The organism is Burkholderia sp. 4M9327F10 (genome assembly GCF_005503145.1).
Taxonomy (GTDB): Bacteria; Pseudomonadota; Gammaproteobacteria; order Burkholderiales; family Burkholderiaceae; genus Paraburkholderia.
Map to the genome: position 1 here is coordinate 156,737 of NZ_SCNV01000009.1, position 21,805 is coordinate 178,541.

Here is a 21,805-nt window from a genome sequence, read left to right on the forward strand (position 1 = left end):
CAGTACAACAAGCGCCCATTGTCCCCACTGAGCTAGCCATGACCGTCATCAAACAGGAAGACCTGATCCAGAGCATTGCCGATTCGCTCCAGTACATCAGCTATTACCACCCGCTCGACTACATCCAGGCCCTCGGCCGCGCCTACGAGCTCGAACAGAGCCCGGCGGCGAAAGATGCGATCGCGCAGATCCTGACCAACAGCCGCATGTGCGCGGAAGGCAAGCGCCCGATCTGCCAGGACACCGGCATCGTCACGGTGTTCGTGAAGGTGGGGATGGACGTGCGTTGGGACGGTGCGACCATGGGCGTCACCGACATGATCAACGAAGGCGTGCGCCGCGGTTACCTGAACCCGGACAACGTGCTGCGCGCTTCGATCGTGAGCCCGCCGGAAGGCGCTCGCAAGAACACCAGGGACAACACGCCTGCCGTGATTCACTACGAGATCGTGCCGGGCGACAAGGTCGACGTGCAGGTCGCAGCCAAGGGCGGCGGCTCGGAAAACAAGTCGAAGTTCGCCATGCTGAACCCGTCGGACTCGATCGTCGACTGGATCCTGAAGACCGTGCCGACCATGGGCGCCGGCTGGTGCCCGCCGGGCATGCTCGGCATCGGCATCGGCGGCACCGCTGAAAAAGCCATGGTGATGGCCAAGGAATCGCTGATGGATCCGATCGACATTCAGGATGTCATCGCACGCGGCCCGAAGGACTGGATCGAAGAACTGCGCGTCGAACTGCACGAGAAGGTCAACGCACTCGGGATCGGCGCGCAGGGTCTCGGCGGTCTCGCCACCGTGCTCGACGTCAAGATCATGGCCGCTCCGACGCATGCCGCGAGCAAGCCGATCGCCATCATCCCGAACTGCGCGGCGACCCGTCACGCACACTTCACGCTGGACGGCTCGGGCGTCGCCAAACTCGAAGCGCCGTCGCTCGACGCATGGCCGAAGGTGCAGTGGGAACCGGATACGGAAAAGAGCAAGCGCGTCGATCTGAACACGCTGACGCCGGAGGAAGTCGCCTCGTGGACGCCGGGCCAGACGCTGCTGCTGTCCGGCAAGATGTTGACGGGCCGCGACGCTGCGCACAAGCGCATCGCCGACATGCTCGCCAAGGGCGAAAAGCTGCCGGTCGACTTCACCAACCGCGTGATCTATTACGTCGGCCCGGTCGATCCGGTGCGCGATGAAGCCGTCGGCCCGGCTGGCCCGACCACGGCAACCCGCATGGACAAGTTCACCGAGATGATGTTGTCGCAAACAGGTCTCATTTCGATGATCGGCAAGGCCGAACGCGGCCCGGTTGCCATCGAGGCGATCAAGAAGCACAACGCCGCGTATCTGATGGCGGTGGGCGGCGCGGCTTACCTCGTCTCGAAGGCGATCCGCAGCGCGAAGGTCCTCGCGTTCGAAGACCTTGGCATGGAAGCCATCTACGAGTTCGATGTGCAGGACATGCCGGTAACGGTTGCCGTCGATTCGAACGGCACTTCGGTCCACCAGACCGGTCCGAAGGAATGGCAGGCAAAGATCGGCAAGATTCCGGTCGCGACGGCTTAAACAGCGTTTCAACGCCCAGCGTCAGTTGACGAAAGCCGGGGCCCACGGTCCCGGCTTTTGCATTTCAAGCCGTTACTCGCCACGGGTACGTGTCAAAAAATGCTGCGATCCTTGGCTTTTTCGGGTCAGGCGTTTATTGTTGTTGAAAATCGAAATTCAGAGCCCCACAAGGAAAAGACCATGCAAGGCGACAAGAAAGTTATCGAATATCTGAACGCTCAGTTGAAGAACGAACTGACTGCGATCAACCAGTACTTCCTGCATGCACGGATGTACAAGCACTGGGGCCTCGACAAGCTCGGCAAGCATGAGTACGACGAATCGATCGGCGAAATGAAGCACGCCGACTGGCTCATCGAACGCATTTTCATGCTCGACGGGCTGCCGAACCTGCAGGACCTGCACAAGCTGCTGATCGGCGAGGAAACCAAAGAGATCCTCGAATGCGACCTGAAGCTCGAGCAGATTTCACAGGGCACCTGCAAGGAAGCCATCGTGTATTGCGAATCAGTTCGCGATTTCATCTCGCGCGAGATCTTCGTGAAGATCCTCGACGACACGGAAGAACATATCGACTGGCTGGAAACGCAACTGGACCTGATCGACAAGGTCGGCATCCAGAACTACCAGCAATCCGCCGTGGGCTCGATCGGGTCCTAAGCGGCGTAGCCCGTGCAACTCAAGATAGACTGCACGGGTTTGACCGATTCATCGGCTCCTGCCTGCACCCTTTGCCCCATTTGCACCCTTCGCGCCCCTTGCACCTTTGCCCGCTCCCGTGACTGCTCCCATGCATACCGCTTCGTCAGACGCTGGCCTTGACGCACCCGCGGCTTACACCGCCGGCGAGCCGTTCTCTACGGCCGCGGCGGCTCATGCGCCGGTGGGCGTATTCGACTCGGGCCTGGGTGGTCTGTCCGTGCTGCGGGCGGTGCGCGCGCAGTTGCCGAACGAAGCAGTCATCTACGTAGCCGACTCGCTGTACGCTCCCTACGGCGAGCGCGACGACGACTTTATTGCCGACCGCACGCTCGCCATCGGCCAATGGCTCGTCAAGCAAGGCGCCAAGGTGCTGGTGGTAGCCTGCAACACGGCGACAGCCCAATCCATCGCGCTGGTGCGCGAGCGCCTGCCGATTCCGCTGATCGGCGTGGAGCCGGGTATCAAACCGGCTGCCCAGCAATCGAAAAGCCGCGTGGCCGGCGTGCTCGCCACCCAGGTGACGCTGCGCAGCGCCCGTTTTCAGACCCTGCTGGAACGCTACGCCGCCGACTGCCGCTTTCTCTGCCAGCCCGGCCATGGACTGGTACAGGCCATCGAGCGCTGCGATATCGGCTCAGCCGAACTCCGTGCGCTGCTCGACAGCTATCTGCAACCGATGCTCGATGCCGGCGCCGACACCCTGGTGCTCGGCTGCACGCACTACCCGTTTCTCGATGCGGCAATCCGCGAAATCGTCGGCGAGCGCATGACGTTGATCGACACCAGCGTGGCCATTGCCCGTCAACTGGAGCGCGTGCTGGACCAGCATGGCCTGCGCGCGGCAACCGCTCAGGCCGCCGATCTGCCCCGATTTTGCTCGACCAGCGACGGCGCGCATCTGCAGCAGCTTGCCGCCACCCTGCTCCGGATCGAGGCGCCGGTGGAACAAGTGGTCATCCCCTCACGGCGCACCCTCGCCGCCGACTCGCAAGCCGCTTAGGGCGGGTCTTCAGTCGCGGCCTTCATTCGCGCCTCGCAGCATGCGGCCCTTCATTCCGGCCGCTGGCGGTCTCCCGACCGCGGCTTTCCCACCTTCATCTGACCCCATCCAAAACTGGGTACCCCTGCTAACAGCCTGGTTTTGTTACAAAAATCCGCACGGGGCGCTTGCCAAACGCATCAAACAAAATGATAATAATTCGCATTAACGTTAGCTATTGCGCCCCACTATGATTGTCTGCGTCTGCAAGTCTGTATCCGACCGGAAGATCCGTGCCTCGATCGCGGAAGGCGTCGATTCGTTCGACGAACTCCAGTTCGAGCTGGGCGTCGCCATGTGCTGCGGCAAGTGCGAAGAGTCGGTGCGCGACGTGATGGCGCAAAGCGGCGTGTGCGCGAGCCGTTGCGGCGTTGAGCATCATTCGCATCCGGTGCCGGTTACGTTCTACGAACGCAAGGCCGCCTGATCTTGCCGGCACGGCCTTGCGCCGTGCCTCGAGCGTGCCGGGCGCCAGCGCCTCACGCTTTAGTCCACTGCCGTCAGCAAGCCAGTACACGTACCAGCCAGCTACCCCCGCTCACCCCGTAACAGGAGTTCGAGATGGAATTGCTGATTGGTTTCGTGACCACACTGTGCATTTCGCTGCTGATATTCCGAAAATGACGTTGCTTTGTCGTAGATCCGGTATCGACGGCGCGCGGCTGCGCTGACATGCGCGCCTCGCCTACCGTCCCAGCCGGCCTCGCGCCGGTGCCTGCCCGTCGTATGAATTCCCGTGCCGTAACGGCGACCGCCACGGTTGCCGTCATCCACGTCGCGCTGCTTGCGGTGGTTCTCAGCATGCGCCACGACGAGCCGGTTCGCCCGCTCGAATCGCGCACGATGACTGCCGAGCTGCTGAGTCCCGCGCCTGTGGCAGCGCCAGCAGCCCTGCAATCGATCGCCCCGCCGCCGCCCAAGCCGACTCCGCCCGTCCCGCACCCGAAGACGAAGGTGCAGGCGCGCCCCACCCCGGCGCCGAAGCCCACACCGATGCCGTTGCCGCAAGCAGCAACGCCGTCGCCGACCGCGCCCGCCGCGCAATCCGCGCCGCCTGCGCCCGCGGCCCCTGCGGCCCCGGCTGCTGCCGCCGCGCCCGCCATCGGCCGGCCGACAATGGAAATCAGCGCGCCCAAAAACGTCGCGCATCTCGACTGCAATATCGCGAAGCCCGACTACCCGGCCCTGTCGCGGCGCCGCGGTGAAACCGGTACCGCCTATGTCAGGTTCGTCGTGGGCCTCACCGGCACGCTCGAGAACATCGAACTGAAAAAGAGCAGCGGCTTCGACCGTCTCGACGACGCGGCGCTCGCCGCCGTGCATGCGAGCACCTGCAAGCCTTATGTGGAAAACGGCGTGGCGGTCCGAGCCGCCTACACCCAGCCATACCAGTTCGGTCTGGATGACTAGCCAGCCGGATCGACGAGCGATTGAGCGGGCCGTGCAACGGAGCCGCTCAAACGGATTTTAAAAAAGGAATAGCAATGCAGAACTACGGTTTGGCCCACGTCTGGGCACAAGGGGATTTCGTGACGCGCGGTATCGCGCTCGCGCTGCTGATCATGTCCGTGCTGTCGTGGAGCGTGATCGTCATCAAGGCCTGGAACGTGATGCGCCTGAAGCGTCTGACGAAGAACGCCGAGCAACTGTTCTGGCATTCGGATGACCTCTCCGATGGCGTGAAGAAACTCGGCGCCGGTACCTCGGACCCGCAGGACAACCCGTTTCTCGCGCTCGCCCTGTCGGGTCAGGAAGCCGCCGATCATCATCATCAGACGCAACCGCATCTGCACGATCGCATGGACGTGTCGGACTGGATCACGCGTTGCCTGAAAGACACCATGGACGACAGCATCGCGCGCATGCAGAGCGGTCTCGCGGTCCTCGCGTCGATCGGCAGCACGGCGCCGTTCGTCGGCCTGTTCGGCACGGTATGGGGCATCTATCATGCGCTGCTGGCAATCGGCGTGAGCGGCCAGAGTTCGATCGACCAGGTAGCGGGTCCGGTCGGCGAAGCGCTGATCATGACCGCGTTCGGCCTGTTCGTGGCGATTCCGGCCGTGCTCGGCTACAACGCGCTGACCCGTGCGAACAAGGCGATCGTCACCAAGCTGAACCGCTTCGCCCACGGCCTGCATGCGTTCTTCGTGACGGGTGCACGCCTGTCGTCGTCCAAGCGCGGCGACGGCCTGCGCCTCGCCACCCGCGCCAACTGATCAGCGAGGTACTCCGATGGGAATGAGCCCCTTCGCCAGCGACGATGACGACGGCCTGATGAACGAAATCAACATGACGCCGCTCGTCGACGTCATGTTGGTTCTCCTGATCGTCTTCATGGTGACGATTCCGGTGATCCGTCACGCAGTGAAAATCGATCTGCCGCACGCGAGCAGCCAGAAAGAAGAGACCAAGCCGGTACAGGTGAATGTATCGGTGGAAGCCGACGGCACGGTGCTGTGGGATCAGCAGAAAGTCAGCAGCGACGAACTGCGTGCGAAGATCGCCCAGGCCGCGCAGGCCAATCCGCAACCGGAACTGCATCTGAACGCGGACCGCAAGGTTGCGTATGAAAAGGTAGCCGAAGTCATGTCGGCGGCGCAGGCCGGCGGCCTCACGAAGATCGGCTTCGTCACGCAACCCGTGAGCCACTAGCGCACAAGCTGGCACGGCGCAAAAAGGCCCTGTTTTCAGGGCCCAAAGTAAAAGGCCCTCATCGTCGGATGAAGGCCTTTTTTTGTGCGCACTCGGCGCCTTCGGGCGGCGAGAACACCCGCCATCGGATGATTAGCGAATGTCTCCACATGCGACAGCCGTGGTCGACACGGACAGCGCGATCAGCCCTATCAGGCTCGCTATGATAGCGGCCATGAGTTTTCGCGTAAGAGACTCCTTAGCGAAGGGATTTCACTATAAGCCCGTCGGCGCAGAGGTTCAAGCAAAGGCCCATTGAAAGTACTGATCGCCGGCGGCGTTTAAATGCCAAAACGATATGACGTTGTGCGCTGAACGCTTTCATCCATGATGACCTGCTTCGTTACAGCACGCATTTTCTTGCTTGCCCGTGCTTGCACACGCTTGCATAAATAGTTCGGACGGCAGCCTATACCACTTCCGGCGCAGTGGTTTGCGCAGCCGCGCTGCGCTCCTGTGCCTTGCGCTTTTCCGCAGCCGTCGGACATTCGCCCATGATGTGCTTGCCGGTATCCGGGTCCAGCATTTCGACCAGGTAATCGACGAAGGCTCGCACCGCGGGCACCATGCCCTGGCGCGACACGAATACCGCGTAAAGCTGCGGCGAAGGCAGCGTCCAGCCCGGCATCACCGGCGACAGTTGCCCTGCGCGCAGCGCGGCGCCGTACATCATCTCCGGCAACGCAGCAATGCCGACGCCCGCCAGCACCGCCTCGCGAATCATCATCAGGTCGGCGCTCACGAGGCGCGGCTCGTGTTCGAGCGTATGGCGCGTGCCGTCCGGTGCGATCAGTTGAAACACGTGACGGCCATCGGTGGTCGGCGTATCAAGCGTCTCGAAGCGGGCCAGGTCGGCCGGCAGCAGCGGCGGCGCATTCTGCTGCAGCAGGCTCGGCGCGCCCACCAGCATCTGCTGGGTGCGCCACAACGGCCGCACCACGATGTTGGCGTTTTCCGGCGGCTCCGAACGTACTCGCAATGCAACATCGATCGAATCCTCGAACAGGTCGACGACGCGATTGGTCACGCGCATCACCACCCGCACTTCCGGATAGCGGTGCATGAATTCCGGCAGGATCTGCGACAGCACCGTCTGCGACATGGTGACCGGCACGCTCACGCGCACCGTGCCGCGCGGCGATGAGCGCAATTGCTGCACGACATTGACGGCCGCCTGCGCTTCCGAGAGCATTGCCTGGCAATGCTGGTAAAACAGCTGCCCTGCCTCAGTCAGCGCGAGCTTGCGCGTGGAGCGCTGCAGCAAACGCACGCCCAGCGACGCCTCCAGCTCGGTCAAACGTCGCGACAGGCGCGACTTCGAAATACCCAGCACCCGTTCCGCGGCAGAAAATCCACCGTGCTCGACGACCTGGGAAAAGTACATCAGGTCGTTCAGATTGTGTGAATCGATCTTCATCTCATCGTTCCATGAATAGAACAATCCATTGCGTGACGGTGGCTGGCACCTCGAAAAACGGTCCCTATAATAGCTCTATGTTTCAGAAATAACGCTATTCCCCATTTTTCAAGGTGACTTTTGATGAGCTCGACACGCACGATCGAACGCACGTACCCTGCGGTTCGCACGACCGAAGGCGGCGGCTTTATCGTCCACCGCCCGTTTCCGACCCGCATGCTGATGGACTTCGACCCGTTTCTGCTGCTCGACGAAATGGGCCCGGTCGACTACGCCCCCGGCGAAGCCAAGGGCGCACCGGACCATCCGCACCGCGGCTTCGAGACGGTTACTTACGTGCTGGAGGGCCAGTTCGGTCACAAGGACTCGGCGGGTCACTCGGGCACGCTGCATGCCGGCGACGTGCAATGGATGACCGCCGGCGCGGGCGTCGTCCACAGCGAAATGCCCGATCCGGAGTTCGTGCGCACCGGTGGCCGCGTGCATGGTCTGCAACTGTGGGTCAACCTGCCGCGCAGCGACAAGATGATCGCGCCGCGCTACCAGGAAATGCCGTCGGCGCAGATTCCGGTTGCAACTTCCGCTGACGGCAACGTCAGCGTGAAAGTGATTGCGGGCGAAGCACTGGGCGTGACGGCCGCCATCGAAACGCGGACCCCGATCCTCTATCAGCATTTCACGCTGCAACCGGGCGCGAAGCTGGTGCATGCCGTGCCGGCCAACTACCGTGTGTTCGCTTATGCGCTCTCGGGCAAGGGCCTCTACGGCGAGGAAGGCCGCGAAATCGGCGCGCAGCAGATGGTCGTGTTCGGCAATGACGGCGATACCGTGACCTTTGCCGCCGGTGAGGAGCCGCTTGAGCTCCTGCTGCTGGGCGGCGTGCCGCTGAAGGAACCGGTGGTGCGCTACGGCCCGTTCGTCATGAACACCGAAGATGAGATTCGCCAGGCGGTGACCGACTACCAGGCGGGCCGCATGGGACAAATCACCCACTGAAGCTGACCTGCTCACGGCGAGCGGCAGCGGGCTTGCGCCTCGCATAGGCCCGCCGCTCGCCGCACTGACTGAACGGGCCGCCCGGCGCCATGGCGTGTGGGGCGCGAAGCCGGACGATTTCGTTCACAATAGCGGCTCGTGCCGCGCGCCGTAGCTCGCTGCGCCGCGCGGCGAACCTCGTCCCTGTTCAGGAGCGCGCATGTCAGAGTCCACCGTCACCGCCCATATTGGCTCGACGAATTTTCAGGTTCTTCTCGACGACGGCAAACACACATGGCTCGCCGACGAACCGGCGTCGCAAGGCGGCGGCGACCGCGGACCTGGCCCCGTGTCGATCCTGCTGTCGAGTCTGGGCGCCTGCACGTCGATCACGCTGAAAATGTATGCGCAGCGCAAGGGCTGGCCGCTTGCCGACGTACGCGTCACGCTCTCGATGACCAGCGACGGCGAAGGTTCGACAATCGACCGGCAGATTGTGCTGGAGGGCGATTTGTCCGATGAGCAGCGCGAACGTCTGCTGCAGATCGCCAATGCGTGCCCGGTCCACAAGATCCTCACGCATCCGATCACGATCCGCTCTGGCCTCACCGCCGCCTGATCCGCCAGACAGTGCGCCTCGCGAATACGGACACATGGCCTATGGCCCATGGCGCAGCGCTGAAAGCGCTCGCCCAATTAAGGAAGTCTTCGTTTTGAATTTCGAACACCTCATCCAGATCAACGACCCGCTGAATCCGCTCGTTGAAACCCTGACCCGCGAACAGTTGTGGGAAGGCCTCGTGCTGCGCGCCGAACAGCCGCAGCTCTTCGTGCTGGGCCTCGATACCTGCACGATCCTGTCGCGCACCGAGGACACGCTCGAGCGCGAACTGCACTATGGCCAGGTGACGGTGCGCGACCGCGTTACGCTGCAGACCAACCAGAGCGTGCGCTACGACATCCTCGCCACTGAAACCTATGTGGGCGGTTCGCTCACCATGACGATCGAGCAACCCGACGAGCTGCAACTGTTCCTGCGCTTCGAATACAGCACCACCCTGCCCGTCGCCGACGATGAAGACGCCCGTCAGACGCAGGAGATCGTCAAGTCGGCATACCGCGAGTCGGATATCGACACGGTGCGGCTGATTCGCCAATACGTGCAAGGCAAGGAGCCCGGCGCGCTGCATTGAGCGCTGGCGGGGCAATGCGGGATGATGGCTATCGAAATATTAATCCGATGAATTTGGCAATCTTGTAAATGGGAACGATTATCATTTAGAATCACTCCATCGAATCGACAAACCGACGGAACGAATGAACGATCTCAACCGCTCTTCTACGCTTAGCCTGCGCCGCCCAGCGGCCGCTGCGCTAACCAGCCGTCCGAAAACCAGCACCACGGCCCCTGCGCCGCGGCAGCCCGCCGAGCGCAGTCCCGCGGCAACTGGAACCGCTGCGCCGGCCGTGCGCAGCGAGACCCTGCTGCAAGGCCGCAGTCACGTCAACATCGTGCATAACGGCGAAACCTATCAGCTTCGCGCCACGCGGCTCGGCAAGCTGATTCTGACCAAGTAACGAGGTATCTACCGGGTATTGTGGGGACCACCTCCTCGAGAGGTGTTGGGCATTAGCCAGCCACGACGGCTTGCACGCGAGATCTAGACCCCTTCGTGCAACACACCAAGCCAGCCGTCGCAGCAAGCCAGGCCGTTTTTTTGGTTCTCACCCAAGGCGGACAGGCGCAATCGGCGCAGGTCGCTACGATTGAATGAGTGGTAAAGCGAAGCCGTGTGGATGGCAACATCCCACGGCTTTCGTGTTTTCTGGCTCTTGCTGGATTTTGCTGGCTGTTCCGGCATTGCCCGGCATGCCCTTGCTGCGGACACGGCGAGCGTTTGCGGGCCGCGCCGGGGGATTCAGGCCCGGGAATTCAGGCCCGGGAATTCAGGCCCGCGGTTCACACCAGCAGTTCAGGCGCTCCCCAGCGCCGCGATGCCCGCGCGCGCCACGGCCGCATCCTGCTCCGATTTCACGCCGGACACGCCGATCGAGCCCACCACCTCGTCCTCGAAGACGATCGGCACACCGCCCTCCACCATCGCCACCAGCGGCGCGCTCAGGAATGCGGTGCGGCCATTCTTGACGATGTCCTCATACACTTTGGTTTCGCGTCGGCCGAGTACGGCCGTGCGGCCCTTGCCGATCGCCATTTCGACGGTGCTGGGCGCGGTGTTGTCCATCCGGTGCAGATAGAGCAGATGACCACCGTCGTCGAAGATCGCGACAGTTACATGCCACTGGTTGGCAAGCGCGTGCGCTTCGGCAGCGGCGGCCATTTTCTTGACGTCTTCGTCGGTCAATGCAGGTTTGGTTCTCACGGGCAGCCTCTTCGTCTCTGGAACACAACACGCCGTTAGCGCGTCCAGCCCCAGAACATCAGCCACCACGCACTATCGACGACTGCAAGTGCAGAGATAAACCATACCATCGCGAGACCGCGCCGGAAAAGCCGCGCGCTGTAACGACGCGTGACAAGCCACGCGAGCCATGCGCTCCACAGATTGGCCACGGCGAGGATCGCGATACGCAGGTCAGTGGCCCACCACAGTGAAACATGTTCCGCGCGCAGCAGCGACAACGTGGTCGCCGACAATCCGAGGAACACGCCTGCGCCTGCCAGTGGAATCAGCCCTTGCGAGAGATGATGCAGCCGCACTGTACTGAAGCGGCCCAGGGTGCGGGTAGCGCCCATCAGCAGCGCCAGCAGGATCGTGCCGTAGACGAGTCCCGTGGCAACGATATAGGCGATCACCAGCGTGCCGTCGAGCCAGGAAAATACATCGTTCTGCTCAGGGTAATGGGTGAACAGAAACCACGGTGCGTTGGTGTCGAGCGGCCAGGTGATATCGCGGTCCACCAGCCAGGTGGCGAGGAACATTTTCAGATCGACGAACCATGTCGACACGGTCCAGTGAAACGCGCCGATTGCGATGCCGAGCAGGCCGTAGAGGATCAACGCGGTATCCCACGCACTCGCTTGCCGGTCGCCAAGCTCCACCACTTCCGAGGACGGCGCGCGCCAAGTCAAGGCAATCGCGTCGCGGTGACCGCTGCAGCGGCCGCACATATGGCACGCCGCCGCGCCCTTCATGTTGCGCAACGGCACGAGCGGCGCGCAGTTGACCGGAATCACGCGATGGCCATGCTCGCCCTCTTTGTACGAGCGGCGCCAGGCGTCCTCGTTGACCTTATAGTGAAATGGTGCGAGCCGCGCCAGAAGCGAAAAGACCCCGTTGACCGGGCACAGATATTTGCACCAGACACGTTTCTCGCGTCCATACAGCAGACCGATGATCATTGCGGCAAAGGTCGAGCCTCCGAGCACCAGCAGCACCGCCTTCGGATACTGGTAGACGCTCACCATCTGGCCATAGATGGTCGTGAGGCCGAAGGCGACGAACGGCCAGCCGCCCCAGCGCATCCAGCGCGGAATCGCCCAGCCGCGGCCGAATCTGCTGGCGAATTCGGCGAGCGCGCCCTCGGGGCACAGCACCCCGCACCACACGCGGCCGAGCATCACCATGGAAAGCAGCACGAATGGCCACCAGATGCCCCAGAACACGAACTGCGCGGCGAGCGTCAGATTGGTCCACAGGTGCGCGGTCTCGTCGGGTAGCGCTGTAAAGGCCGGCACCAGGATCAGGAACGCATACACCGCTACGACAACCCACTGAATGCCGCGAATCAGCCCGCCATGGCGCTGCATCCACTGGCCGGCGGCAGCGAGCCGGCTCTCACGACCGGAGCGGTTGCCGGGGCGACTGAGCGCCCCATTCATGCCGCGCGCCCTGCTGTCTGCTGCGCCGGCCGCCGGTTGGCGCGGCGCACCAGCAGAGACACAATGCCCCAGTACGCCGCGTAGGCAATCAGATTCATCAGCGCCGGATGGGCGCGATAGCCGGTCAGCGTAGCGACGAGCGAACCGAAGGTGCCCGAATCGTCCAGCAACGCGGAGGTGTTCCACAGTTGATCCACCAGCGTGGGCAGCATTTCCTTGTCGATCAGTTTGTCGACGCCCGTCTGGAACAGGCCCGCACCGAGGAACAGCAGCATGATTTCGGTGACGCGGAAAAAGAGCCGCCACGAGAAGAGTTTGCCGCCCAGTTGCAGCACATAGAACGTCAGGAGTGCGAGGCCGAGGCCGATCAGCACAGCGAGCATCTGACTGCCGTCCACGTGGCCCGACTGGCCGAAACCGAGGCCGTACAGGAAGATAACCGTCTCGCTGCCTTCACGGGCAATCGCCAGCGCGACCAGCACGGCGATGCCCCACCAGTTCGAATCGCGCGTGCTTTGCTGCAGCGACTGCTCCATGTCGCGCTTGAGCGTGCGGCCGTGCTGTTTCATCCACAGCACCATCTGCACGATCAATACGCAGGCAACCAGCACCATCGCAGTCTGGAAATAGTCCTGCGCGTCGCCGGACAGCACTTCGGTGAAACCGATCAGCGCCGCGCCTAGCGCGATTGCCGCGAGGATGCCCACACCGACGCCCGCCCACAGATACGGCAAGCCGCGGCGCGCGTCGTCGTCGCCGTTTTTCAGCCACGCATACAGGATGCCGACGACCAGCAGCGCCTCGACGCTCTCCCGCCACACGATGAACAACACCTGACCCATCGAACTTCTCCTACTGCCCGGGCGGACACCTTGCGGCCACACCCGGACTCATTGCCGACCTAACGTGCGCAGCCTCGTTGCCCAGCCTCGCCCGAACTGCTTTCGCGACTACTTCGCAACGATCACGCCTTGCGCCTGCTGATGGAAATCGTCGAAAAACCGGTACTCGCCCGGCGACAACGGCGCGATCACCACGAACGACTCCGCGCCCGGTGCGAGCACCTTCTCCTTGCGCAACTGGACGCTTTCGAACTCAGCCGCGCCCTTACCCGAGTTGCGCACCTCGATCTTGATGCGCTGACCGGCCGGCACTTCGATACGCGCCGGATTGAGCTTGCCGTCGGTCATTTCCAGCTTGAAGGTCGGCAAGTCGGCCGCGTACGCAGCGCCGACGAGCGACGTCGTCATGGCGAGAATGGCGATCTTTCGATTGATTCTCATTGGCTGATCCGGAAGACGTGGCGCGTCATCAGTAACCGCCCTTCTTGCCGATGCCTGCGTATGTGAAGTCGTATTCGAGCGTGAACGGCTTGAACCACGGGCCCACGCCGGTTTCCTTGTCGACGTGACGGCCGAACGCCATCTGGCCGGTTTGCATCGGCGGTGCAATGAAGAGTTTCAGGTGGTATTTGCCGGGGCCTTGCAGTTTGACGTTATCGCCGTAGTGCGGACCGTCGCTCGCGACCATGGCCATCAGTTCGCCTTTCTGTGTCTGGGTCGAACCGGCCTTCGACAGCTCGTAGCCAACCTGCAGGTACGGCATCCAGTCACCTTCGGCAAAACCGGTCGGGTTGTTCTTGACCGCGTGGATATCGGCTTCGAGGTGAACGTCGGAATCAGACGCCTTGCGCATCATGCCTTCCGGCTCCATCGTGATCGGCTGCAGATAGACGGCGCCGATTTCCATGCCGCCCTGAATCTGCTGCTTGCCGATCGGATATTCGGCGGCCGTTGCCGAGAGCGCGACAAGCGCGACGACGGCAGCCATGCCGCCGCGCAGGAATGAAGAAACCCGCATTGAAACTCCTTGTTTTTTGACTGAGACGACGGAAACCGGGCTGAAAATGGTGCACGCCGTTTCATGCAATTTCATTTCACACAATTACTAACGCTAATGCGAACCATTCTCAATATAGTCGCGAGTTTATCATTCTTCGTGGTCGAGAACAAATAAGAATGCTGTGAAGTCCTTGTAGGACAAGGACTTTGCACGGAGCCTGGGTCGAGGACTTTCCCAGCAAGGCCGCCGAATTAAACCTTACAGAACGGCCTTGCTCGGGGTCAGAAGGATGTGGAGGACTGAGGACAGGTGCGCCGCCGCGCCGTGCGCACCTTGGATTAAGGCCGGGCGGCGCGACGGCGCCCGGCAGTTCGTCATATAGCGAGGCGCCAGGATCCGAAGACGTTCCAGCGCCATATGCCGATTCGGCCGATCAGGCCGCTTACGTCGATTACGCCAATCAGCTCGTCCCGGTCAGATGGTCGCCCACATTGGCGCCGAATACCCGCTGACGCAACAGCGCCAGCTCGTCGCGCGTCTGGGCCGCCTTCTCGAACTCGAGGTTCTTGGCGTGCTCCATCATCTGCTTTTCGAGGCGTTTCAGTTCCTTGGCCAACTGCTTCTCGGACATGTCTTCGAACTTGGCGCGCTGTTGCTGCTCCTTCAGTTCAGCGCGCGCCTCGTCGACGTTGTAGACGCCGTCGATGATGTCCTTGATGCGCTTGACCACGCCACGCGGCGTGATACCCATTTTCTCGTTGAAGGAAATCTGCTTTTGGCGGCGCCGCTCGGTTTCGTCGATTGCGCGGCGCATCGAATCGGTGACGCGATCCGCGTACAGGATCGCCCGGCCGTTCACGTTCCGCGCGGCCCGGCCAATCGTCTGGATCAGCGAGCGCTCGGCACGCAGGAAGCCTTCCTTGTCCGCGTCGAGAATCGCCACCAGCGACACTTCCGGAATGTCGAGCCCTTCGCGCAGCAGGTTGATCCCCACCAGCACGTCGAACGTGCCCAGGCGCAGATCGCGGATGATTTCGACCCGCTCGACGGTGTCGATGTCGCTGTGCAGATAGCGCACCTTGACGCCGTGGTCGGCAAGGAACTCGGTCAACTGCTCGGCCATGCGCTTGGTCAGCACCGTGACCAGTACACGGTCGCCTGCCTTGACGCGCTCATTGATCTCCGAGAGCACGTCGTCGACCTGGGTGCGCGCCGGACGCACGTCGATTTCGGGATCGACGAGGCCCGTCGGCCGCACCAGTTGCTCGGCCACCTGCCCTGCCGTCTTCTGCTCGTAGTCGGCCGGCGTGGCAGAGACAAACACCACCTGGCGCATCTTGCGCTCGAACTCGTTGAACTTGAGCGGCCGGTTATCCAGTGCCGACGGCAGCCGGAAGCCGTAATCGACAAGGTTTTCCTTGCGCGCCCGGTCGCCGTTGTACATGCCGTTCAACTGCCCGATCAGCACATGCGATTCGTCGAGCAGCATCAGCGCGTCGCTCGGCAGGTAGTCGACCAGCGTCGGCGGCGGCTCGCCAGGCGCCGCGCCGGAGAAGTGCCGCGAATAGTTCTCGATGCCCTTGCAGAAGCCCAGTTCCTGCAGCATTTCCAGGTCGAAACGGGTGCGCTGCTCGAGGCGTTGCGCCTCCACCAGCTTGCCCTCGCCGTAGAAAAACTCCAGCCGCTCGCGCAGTTCGCTCTTGATCGTCTCCACCGCGCGCATCACGGTTTCGCGCGGCGTCACATAGTGCGATGACGGGTAGACGGTAAAGCGCGGAATCTTCTGACGCACTCGGCCCGTCAGCGGATCGAACAGTTGCAGCGTGTCGATCTCGTCGTCGAACAGCTCGACCCGCACGGCCATTTCCGCGTGCTCCGCCGGGAAGATGTCGATCGTGTCGCCGCGCACGCGGAACGCGCCGCGCTGGAATTCGGTTTCGTTGCGGTTGTACTGCATCGCAATCAGCCGCGCGATGATGTCGCGCTGACCGATCTTGTCGCCGGTGCGCAGTGTCAGAATCATCTGATGATATTCGGACGGGTTACCGATACCGTAGATCGCCGAGACCGTCGCCACGATCACCACGTCGCGCCGCTCCATCAGGCTCTTGGTGGCCGAGAGGCGCATCTGCTCGATATGTTCGTTGATCGACGAGTCTTTCTCGATGAACAGGTCGCGCTGCGGCACGTACGCTTCCGGCTGGTAGTAGTCGTAGTACGAGACGAAGTACTCGACCGCGTTGCGCGGAAAGAACTCGCGAAACTCCGAATAAAGCTGGGCCGCGAGCGTCTTGTTCGGCGCGAACACGATTGCCGGCCGCCCGAGCCGCGCGATGGTATTGGCCATCGTGAAGGTCTTGCCGGATCCGGTCACGCCGAGCAGGGTCTGGAACGACAGGCCGTCCTCCACCCCTTCGACGAGCGTGTCGATAGCGGTGGGCTGGTCGCCGGCCGGCGGGTATGGCTGGTAAAGCTGGAATGGCGAGCCTTCGAACGTCACGAATTTCGACTCGTCGAGAGCGTCGTTGACTTCGGTCAGATGATGTTCGGACATGGGTGCGGCACCAGGGCCTGGGCAAAGGACTATTCTAGCGGTTTGCGCGAGCGCGGGCTGAGCGCATGACGGGCGGGTGGCTTTGCCGGATTCGCACTGCTGCGCACCCGGCAAGGTGCATCTGACAGCGAACCGGAGCGCTGTCCAACGCGGGCGCTTGCGGCCGCTGCCGGGGCTGGCCCAGCGGCTGGCCAGCCGCCGCCGGGGTGTCGAATCTGGCGCCAAAGCGCTGTTTTTCAAGCAAATAATCCGCTGCCGTGGACAGGATGGGCCAAAAAACCCGTCAGGATTCGCTACAATGGCATGCTGCGCTCGCTGCTGCCGTCCCGAATTCGGCCCGTCCGAACCGCCTTGTCTGCCTGTGCCGTGCCTGCATCACCGCAGAATCCGGGCACGCATTCACTGCCGGGCCGCAGCCACGCCTGAAGCCGTCCCTCTTTTCACTACTGCCGAACCATCATGTCTCTGTTCTCCGCCGTCGAACTTGCTCCCCGCGACCCGATCCTGGGCCTGAACGAAGCCTTCAACGCCGATGCGCGCACCACCAAGGTCAACCTGGGCGTGGGCGTGTACTTCAATGAAGAAGGCAAGATTCCGCTGCTGCGCGCCGTGCGCGACGCGGAAAAGGCACGTGTCGAAGCGGCGCTGCCGCGCGGCTACCTGCCGATCGAAGGCATTGCTGCCTACGACGCGGCGGTACAGAAACTGCTGCTCGGCAACGACTCCCCGCTGATCGCCGCAGGCCGCGTGGTCACCGCTCAGGCACTGGGCGGCACGGGCGCGCTGAAGATCGGCGCAGACTTCCTGAAGCGCGTGAACCCGGCCGCCAAGGTCGCGATCAGCGACCCGAGCTGGGAAAACCACCGTGCGCTGTTCGAAGGCGCGGGTTTCGAGGTCGTCTCGTACCCGTACTACGACGCCAGCACCAACGGCGTGAACTTCGAAGGCATGCTGAGCGCGCTGAACGGCTATGCGGCCGGTACGGTCGTCGTCCTGCACGCGTGCTGCCACAACCCGACCGGCGTCGACCTGAGCGCAGCCCAATGGCAGCAGATCGTCGAAGTGGTCAAGGCCCGCGAACTGGTGCCGTTCCTCGACATCGCCTATCAGGGCTTTGGCGACAACATCGAATCGGACGCCGCGGCTGTGCGCCTGTTCGCACAGGCTGAACTGAACGTGTTCGTCTCGTCGTCGTTCTCGAAGTCGTTCTCGCTGTATGGCGAGCGTATCGGCGCACTGTCGATCATCACGAGCAGCAAGGAAGAAGCTGGCCGCGTGCTGTCGCAACTCAAGCGCGTGATCCGCACGAACTACTCGAACCCGCCCACGCATGGCGGCTCGGTCGTCGCTGCGGTGCTCGGCTCGCCCGAACTGCGCGCCCTGTGGGAAACGGAACTCGGCGAAATGCGCGATCGCATCCGCGCAATGCGTAACGGCCTGGTGGAACGTCTGAAGGCAAGCGGTGTGGACCGCGACTTCAGCTTCGTCAACGCGCAACGCGGTATGTTCTCGTACTCGGGTCTGACTTCGGCGCAAGTGGACCGTCTGCGTGACGAGTTCGGCATCTACGCGGTGAGCACGGGTCGCATCTGCGTGGCTGCGCTGAACACGCGCAACCTCGATGTGGTCGCCAGCGCAATTGCACACGTCCTGAAGTAAGGTCGTGAGGAGACGCGGCGCGAGCTAGCGCCGCGCGTTCCCTGCTTCGGCTTGGCGATTGAAAGATGTGCTAAAAAACGGCGCCCATTTTCAGATGGGCGCCGTTTTTGTTGGGTGCTGAAGAACCGAAGTATCAGCGCTTGGTTAACGCTTGTCGCGGTGAATGTCGTGCGTGACGAAGCCGGCGTCGTTATCGGGCATCGCCAGCCAGTCCGGTTGTGCCAGAGAAGCGCGAATGTCCTGCAAGCCGCTTTCCCAGTGTTCACGCATGGTGGACAGGCCAAACTGGAAGTCCTTGAACTGCCCTTCGTACTCCTTCTGCCGGTAGATCAGATGGACGACGTTGTAGCGCTTCGAGCAGGACAGATCGTCGGCGAGTTTGCACCAGGGATCGTCACGGTGTTCCGGTGCAACCCGGTCGAGCACTTCGCGCAATACATGCCGGAAGCGCTGTGAGCGTTGCAGCATGTCGGTCACGAGGCGCGTGCGGCTCGAGTACTGAATGTCCTTCATGCGGCCCTGCACGTCCGTCAGATTATCCGGCACAGGTCCGATGGCGCTCCACAAGTCCACCTGAAACGCGAGCGTGTCACGACGGGGGGTGGTCTGCACCACTTCGTAGAGCGGCGTATTCGACATCAGGCCGCCATCCCAGTAGTACTCCCCATCGATTTCCGTTGCGCCGAAACCCGGCGGCAACGAACCCGAGGCAATGAAATGCTCCGGGCGCAGTTTCACGCGCGTGTTGTCGAAATAGGCGAAGTTGCCCGTCCCGACATTCACCGCTCCCACCGACACCCGCGTTTCGCCCGAGTTGATCCGGTCGAAATCGCACAGCCTTTCGAGCGTCGCCTTCATGGGCGTGGTGTCGTAGTAGCTGGCGTTCTGCGGCGGCCCGGAGACGGTCGGCAAGGGCGGCGGGAAACGCGGCACGAAGAAGCCCTTTTGCCCCTGGACGATCGCCCCGGAAGCCTGCATGGCTGTGAATGCCTTGCGGATGGTGTCGTTCGAGTCGAACAGCGCCTGCTCGATAAACGGCGGCAACGGCGGCGCGAAAGCCGGTTGACAGATCGTCTCCCAGAACTCGAGCAGCCGCGTAACGCGATGCTCCGGCGCATTGCCGGCGATGATGGCCGTGTTGAGCGCACCGATCGAAATGCCGGCGATCCAGTTCGGCTGGATGCCGGCCTCGTCGAGCCCCTGATACACACCGGCCTGGTAGGCGCCCAGCGCGCCACCGCCTTGCAGCATCAGCGCGATGGTTTCGTACTGCGGCAGGTGCATATGATGGCCGGCGCGAACGCCAGCCGCTGCTCCGGCGTGCTCGCCATCCCCGTCGCCGAGGGTGCCGGCACGCGCCCGCTTGACATTGCGTTGCGCCATCGCCTTCTCCTTATTGCATGAACCAGCCGTGGCTCACAATGAAGGACTGGCCGGTCAAGGCCGCGCTCGGGAAGGTGGAGAGGAACAGCACGGTTTGCGCGACGTCTTCCACCGTGGTGAAGATGCCGTCCACCGTACCGCCGAGCATCACGTTGCGAATCACTTCTTCTTCGCTGATGCCGAGTTCTTTGGCCTGCTCAGGAATCTGCTTGTCGACCAGCGGCGTGCGCACAAAGCCCGGGCAGACGACATGCGAGCGCACGTTATGCTTCGCGCCTTCCTTGGCCAGCACGCGCGCCAGACCCAGCAAGGCATGCTTGGCGGCAACATACGCCGACTTCAGCGGCGATGCTTCATGCGAGTGGACCGAACCCATGTAGATCACAATGCCGCCGCGATCGTCCTTGTACATGTGCTTCAGGGCCGCCTTGGTGGTGAGGAACGCACCGTCGACGTGAATGGCCTGCATTTTCTTCCAGTCTGAAAATGCGTAGTTCTCGATAGGATTGACGATCTGGATGCCGGCGTTCGAGATCAGAATGTCGACCGAGCCGAATTCAGCGGCTACTTTATCGATACCCTGGTTGACCGCCTCTTCGTTGGTAACGTCCATGGCGACGCCAATAGCCTTGCCGCCGGCCTGTTTGATCTCCTCAGCAACAGCGTTTGCGCCGTCCTGATTCAGGTCGGCAATGGCAATCGCAGCGCCCGCGGCCGACAATGTCAGTGCGATCTGCTTGCCGATTCCGCTCGCCGCGCCCGTAACGACCGCGACCTTGCCATTCAGATTCGTGTTCAGTGACGACATCCAGAGCCTCCATACAGTTGATGAGCAATGACACCACGACACGCAGGCGGCGTGAAGCCGACCGAACGGCATAGACCGTTCAGACGAATGCTGCACTGCGGCCAACTTTGCTATTGTGCATGAACCCTGGGAAAGGCATCAGGAAATCACGCAGAAATCCATATCTCTTTAAACTGTCCGGGTTGCGCCTGATTGTGTGTCCCGATTCTGTATCTCCTGTATCCCGATTCGGCGCCCCGATTTGCTCCCCATTCGGCACCCGATTTAGCGCCCGATTCCGCTGACCGGATTGGATGCCTGTTGCATAACCTCTTAAGGAGAAGTGCATGAACTATCGACGACTCGGCCGTTCCGGCCTGCAGGTCAGTGAACTGTCTATTGGGTCCTGGGTGACCTACGGCAATCAGGTGGACACCCGCGCGGCGCGCGAATCGCTGGCGGCCGCACGCGATGCCGGGGTCAACTTTTTCGACAACGCTGAGGCCTACGCCGGCGGCAAGTCGGAAGAGATCATGGGGCAGGCGTTGAAAGAACTGGCGTGGCCGCGCATCAGCTATGTGGTGTCCACCAAGTTCTTCTGGGGCCTTCAGGAGGCGCCCAACCAGTACCACACGTTGAACCGCAAGTATCTGCTCAATGCGATCGACGCGTCGCTGCAGCGCCTGCAACTCGACTATGTGGATCTCGCGTTCTGCCACCGGCCCGATCCGAACACGCCGGTTGAAGAAACCGTCTGGGCGATGAGCGACATGATCACGCGCGGCAAGGCGCTCTACTGGGGCACCTCCGAATGGAGCGCGGACGAGATCCGGACGGCTTATGACATCGCGGAACGGCATCATCTTCATAAACCTGTCATGGAACAGCCGCAGTACAACCTGTTCCACCGCAAGCGTGTGGAGCAGGAATACCGCAGGCTCTACGAGGACATTGGGCTTGGACTGACCACGTGGAGTCCGCTCGCCTCAGGCCTGCTGACCGGCAAGTACCGCGACGGCGTGCCGGCCGACAGCCGCGCCCAGCTGCAGGGCTACGACTGGCTGCGCAATCTGGTCACCGACGCCGGCAAGAATAGCGTGGTCGGCAAGCTCGGCGGCCTCGCGGACGAGCTCGGCTGCACGGTCGGCCAGCTTGCGATTGCCTGGATTCTGAAGAACCCGCATGTCAGCACGGTGATCACCGGCGCGTCGCGGGTCGAGCAGATCGCCGAGAATATGAAGGCCCAGGAAGTCGCGGCGAAAATCACGCCGGAGATCAAGCTGAAAATCGAAGAGATCGTCGGCGACGCGTACGACTGAGCGACCGGTACGGCCGCGCGCGGCATGCGTTTAT

At 62.4% G+C, this 21,805-nt stretch carries 22 protein-coding genes; 13 read left to right on the top strand and 9 right to left on the bottom strand.

Going from position 1 to position 21,805, the window contains the following annotated elements; all coding sequences use genetic code 11:
* The first annotated feature begins 38 nt into the window (after nt 1-38).
* From FFS45_RS12090 to FFS45_RS12120, 7 genes are all read left to right on the top strand, one after another.
* A complete protein-coding gene (locus tag FFS45_RS12090) occupies nt 39-1,562 on the top strand; it encodes a fumarate hydratase (protein ID WP_137954871.1) in 1,524 nt (507 codons plus the stop codon).
* Between the two features lie 180 nt (nt 1,563-1,742).
* Nucleotides 1,743-2,222 carry a bacterioferritin gene (gene bfr / locus FFS45_RS12095; protein ID WP_137954872.1) on the top strand — a complete coding sequence of 160 codons (480 nt, stop codon included), beginning with the start codon at nt 1,743-1,745 and terminating at the stop codon, nt 2,220-2,222.
* 130 nt (nt 2,223-2,352) lie between these two features.
* On the top strand, nt 2,353-3,264 hold the full coding sequence (murI, locus tag FFS45_RS12100; protein WP_137954873.1) for a glutamate racemase: 912 nt from the start codon (nt 2,353-2,355) through the stop codon (nt 3,262-3,264).
* 229 nt (nt 3,265-3,493) lie between these two features.
* A complete protein-coding gene (locus FFS45_RS12105) occupies nt 3,494-3,730 on the top strand; it encodes a (2Fe-2S)-binding protein (RefSeq protein WP_137954874.1) in 237 nt (78 codons plus the stop codon).
* A gap of 245 nt (nt 3,731-3,975) precedes the next feature.
* Nucleotides 3,976-4,713: an energy transducer TonB gene (locus FFS45_RS12110; protein ID WP_137954875.1), complete on the top strand. Its 738-nt coding sequence runs from the start codon at nt 3,976-3,978 to the stop codon at nt 4,711-4,713.
* A gap of 74 nt (nt 4,714-4,787) precedes the next feature.
* The gene (locus FFS45_RS12115) at nt 4,788-5,519 is read left to right on the top strand and encodes a MotA/TolQ/ExbB proton channel family protein (RefSeq protein ID WP_137954876.1); all 732 of its coding nucleotides are present in this window, start codon (nt 4,788-4,790) and stop codon (nt 5,517-5,519) included.
* A 16-nt stretch (nt 5,520-5,535) separates the two neighbouring features.
* The gene (locus FFS45_RS12120) at nt 5,536-5,955 is read left to right on the top strand and encodes a biopolymer transporter ExbD (RefSeq protein ID WP_137954877.1); all 420 of its coding nucleotides are present in this window, start codon (nt 5,536-5,538) and stop codon (nt 5,953-5,955) included.
* Between the two features lie 448 nt (nt 5,956-6,403).
* Here FFS45_RS12120 and FFS45_RS12125 read toward each other — a convergent pair whose 3' ends face one another.
* Entirely contained in the window at nt 6,404-7,411 is a 1,008-nt protein-coding gene (locus FFS45_RS12125; RefSeq protein ID WP_137954878.1) for a LysR family transcriptional regulator, read from the bottom strand.
* A gap of 123 nt (nt 7,412-7,534) precedes the next feature.
* Between FFS45_RS12125 and FFS45_RS12130 the strand changes: the two genes are divergently transcribed.
* From FFS45_RS12130 to FFS45_RS12145, 4 genes are all read left to right on the top strand, one after another.
* On the top strand, nt 7,535-8,407 hold the full coding sequence (locus FFS45_RS12130; protein ID WP_137954879.1) for a pirin family protein: 873 nt from the start codon (nt 7,535-7,537) through the stop codon (nt 8,405-8,407).
* 199 nt (nt 8,408-8,606) lie between these two features.
* The gene (locus FFS45_RS12135; RefSeq protein ID WP_137954880.1) at nt 8,607-9,005 is read left to right on the top strand and encodes an OsmC family protein; all 399 of its coding nucleotides are present in this window, start codon (nt 8,607-8,609) and stop codon (nt 9,003-9,005) included.
* A 94-nt stretch (nt 9,006-9,099) separates the two neighbouring features.
* Nucleotides 9,100-9,579: an SRPBCC family protein gene (locus tag FFS45_RS12140; protein WP_137954881.1), complete on the top strand. Its 480-nt coding sequence runs from the start codon at nt 9,100-9,102 to the stop codon at nt 9,577-9,579.
* Nucleotides 9,580-9,703: 124 nt separating this feature from the next.
* Nucleotides 9,704-9,964, top strand: a complete 261-nt coding sequence (locus tag FFS45_RS12145; RefSeq protein WP_137954882.1) for a hemin uptake protein HemP — start codon at nt 9,704-9,706, stop codon at nt 9,962-9,964.
* Between the two features lie 395 nt (nt 9,965-10,359).
* Here FFS45_RS12145 and FFS45_RS12150 read toward each other — a convergent pair whose 3' ends face one another.
* The 6 genes from FFS45_RS12150 to uvrB all read right to left on the bottom strand — a co-directional run bounded on the left by FFS45_RS12150 (nt 10,360) and on the right by uvrB (nt 16,623).
* Nucleotides 10,360-10,767, bottom strand: coding sequence for a heme-binding protein (locus FFS45_RS12150; RefSeq protein ID WP_137954883.1), 408 nt, complete (start codon nt 10,765-10,767; stop codon nt 10,360-10,362).
* Nucleotides 10,768-10,802: 35 nt separating this feature from the next.
* Complete coding sequence (locus tag FFS45_RS12155) at nt 10,803-12,227, bottom strand: 4Fe-4S binding protein (RefSeq protein ID WP_137954884.1); 1,425 nt, start codon at nt 12,225-12,227, stop codon at nt 10,803-10,805.
* Nucleotides 12,224-13,069 carry an FTR1 family protein gene (locus FFS45_RS12160; RefSeq protein WP_137954885.1) on the bottom strand — a complete coding sequence of 282 codons (846 nt, stop codon included), beginning with the start codon at nt 13,067-13,069 and terminating at the stop codon, nt 12,224-12,226. Before FFS45_RS12160 ends, FFS45_RS12155 begins: the two co-directional genes overlap by 4 nt.
* A gap of 108 nt (nt 13,070-13,177) precedes the next feature.
* Nucleotides 13,178-13,510 (bottom strand): cupredoxin domain-containing protein, encoded by a 333-nt coding sequence (locus FFS45_RS12165; protein ID WP_137954886.1) that lies wholly within the window; start codon nt 13,508-13,510, stop codon nt 13,178-13,180.
* Nucleotides 13,511-13,538: 28 nt separating this feature from the next.
* The gene (locus tag FFS45_RS12170; RefSeq protein WP_137954887.1) at nt 13,539-14,087 is read right to left on the bottom strand and encodes an iron transporter; all 549 of its coding nucleotides are present in this window, start codon (nt 14,085-14,087) and stop codon (nt 13,539-13,541) included.
* A gap of 442 nt (nt 14,088-14,529) precedes the next feature.
* Entirely contained in the window at nt 14,530-16,623 is a 2,094-nt protein-coding gene (uvrB, locus tag FFS45_RS12175) for an excinuclease ABC subunit UvrB (RefSeq protein WP_137954888.1), read from the bottom strand.
* 459 nt (nt 16,624-17,082) lie between these two features.
* Between uvrB and FFS45_RS12180 the strand changes: the two genes are divergently transcribed.
* Nucleotides 17,083-18,282 carry an amino acid aminotransferase gene (locus FFS45_RS12180; protein ID WP_137954889.1) on the top strand — a complete coding sequence of 400 codons (1,200 nt, stop codon included), beginning with the start codon at nt 17,083-17,085 and terminating at the stop codon, nt 18,280-18,282.
* A gap of 144 nt (nt 18,283-18,426) precedes the next feature.
* On the opposite strand, the gene FFS45_RS12185 is transcribed toward FFS45_RS12180, so the two are convergent.
* Together FFS45_RS12185 and FFS45_RS12190 are read right to left on the bottom strand one after the other, a co-directional pair.
* Nucleotides 18,427-19,665 (bottom strand): patatin-like phospholipase family protein, encoded by a 1,239-nt coding sequence (locus tag FFS45_RS12185; protein ID WP_137954890.1) that lies wholly within the window; start codon nt 19,663-19,665, stop codon nt 18,427-18,429.
* Nucleotides 19,666-19,675: 10 nt separating this feature from the next.
* Nucleotides 19,676-20,473, bottom strand: coding sequence for a 3-hydroxybutyrate dehydrogenase (locus FFS45_RS12190; RefSeq protein ID WP_137954891.1), 798 nt, complete (start codon nt 20,471-20,473; stop codon nt 19,676-19,678).
* Nucleotides 20,474-20,799: 326 nt separating this feature from the next.
* Between FFS45_RS12190 and FFS45_RS12195 the strand changes: the two genes are divergently transcribed.
* A complete protein-coding gene (locus FFS45_RS12195) occupies nt 20,800-21,771 on the top strand; it encodes an aldo/keto reductase (protein ID WP_137954892.1) in 972 nt (323 codons plus the stop codon).
* The last annotated feature ends 34 nt before the right edge of the window (nt 21,772-21,805 follow it).

Bases quoted from the DNA above. Each gene is read 5' to 3' on its own strand.
- FFS45_RS12090 (WP_137954871.1), top strand. From the start codon at position 39: ATGACCGTCATCAAACAGGAAGACCTGATCCAGAGCATTGCCGATTCG.
- bfr (WP_137954872.1), top strand. From the start codon at position 1,743: ATGCAAGGCGACAAGAAAGTTATCGAATATCTGAACGCTCAGTTGAAG.
- murI (WP_137954873.1), top strand. From the start codon at position 2,353: ATGCATACCGCTTCGTCAGACGCTGGCCTTGACGCACCCGCGGCTTAC.
- FFS45_RS12105 (WP_137954874.1), top strand. From the start codon at position 3,494: ATGATTGTCTGCGTCTGCAAGTCTGTATCCGACCGGAAGATCCGTGCC.
- FFS45_RS12110 (WP_137954875.1), top strand. From the start codon at position 3,976: ATGCGCGCCTCGCCTACCGTCCCAGCCGGCCTCGCGCCGGTGCCTGCC.
- FFS45_RS12115 (WP_137954876.1), top strand. From the start codon at position 4,788: ATGCAGAACTACGGTTTGGCCCACGTCTGGGCACAAGGGGATTTCGTG.
- FFS45_RS12120 (WP_137954877.1), top strand. From the start codon at position 5,536: ATGGGAATGAGCCCCTTCGCCAGCGACGATGACGACGGCCTGATGAAC.
- FFS45_RS12125 (WP_137954878.1), bottom strand. From the start codon at position 7,411: ATGAAGATCGATTCACACAATCTGAACGACCTGATGTACTTTTCCCAG.
- FFS45_RS12130 (WP_137954879.1), top strand. From the start codon at position 7,535: ATGAGCTCGACACGCACGATCGAACGCACGTACCCTGCGGTTCGCACG.
- FFS45_RS12135 (WP_137954880.1), top strand. From the start codon at position 8,607: ATGTCAGAGTCCACCGTCACCGCCCATATTGGCTCGACGAATTTTCAG.
- FFS45_RS12145 (WP_137954882.1), top strand. From the start codon at position 9,704: ATGAACGATCTCAACCGCTCTTCTACGCTTAGCCTGCGCCGCCCAGCG.
- FFS45_RS12155 (WP_137954884.1), bottom strand. From the start codon at position 12,227: ATGAATGGGGCGCTCAGTCGCCCCGGCAACCGCTCCGGTCGTGAGAGC.
- FFS45_RS12160 (WP_137954885.1), bottom strand. From the start codon at position 13,069: ATGGGTCAGGTGTTGTTCATCGTGTGGCGGGAGAGCGTCGAGGCGCTG.
- FFS45_RS12165 (WP_137954886.1), bottom strand. From the start codon at position 13,510: ATGAGAATCAATCGAAAGATCGCCATTCTCGCCATGACGACGTCGCTC.
- FFS45_RS12170 (WP_137954887.1), bottom strand. From the start codon at position 14,087: ATGCGGGTTTCTTCATTCCTGCGCGGCGGCATGGCTGCCGTCGTCGCG.
- uvrB (WP_137954888.1), bottom strand. From the start codon at position 16,623: ATGTCCGAACATCATCTGACCGAAGTCAACGACGCTCTCGACGAGTCG.
- FFS45_RS12180 (WP_137954889.1), top strand. From the start codon at position 17,083: ATGTCTCTGTTCTCCGCCGTCGAACTTGCTCCCCGCGACCCGATCCTG.
- FFS45_RS12185 (WP_137954890.1), bottom strand. From the start codon at position 19,665: ATGGCGCAACGCAATGTCAAGCGGGCGCGTGCCGGCACCCTCGGCGAC.
- FFS45_RS12190 (WP_137954891.1), bottom strand. From the start codon at position 20,473: ATGTCGTCACTGAACACGAATCTGAATGGCAAGGTCGCGGTCGTTACG.
- FFS45_RS12195 (WP_137954892.1), top strand. From the start codon at position 20,800: ATGAACTATCGACGACTCGGCCGTTCCGGCCTGCAGGTCAGTGAACTG.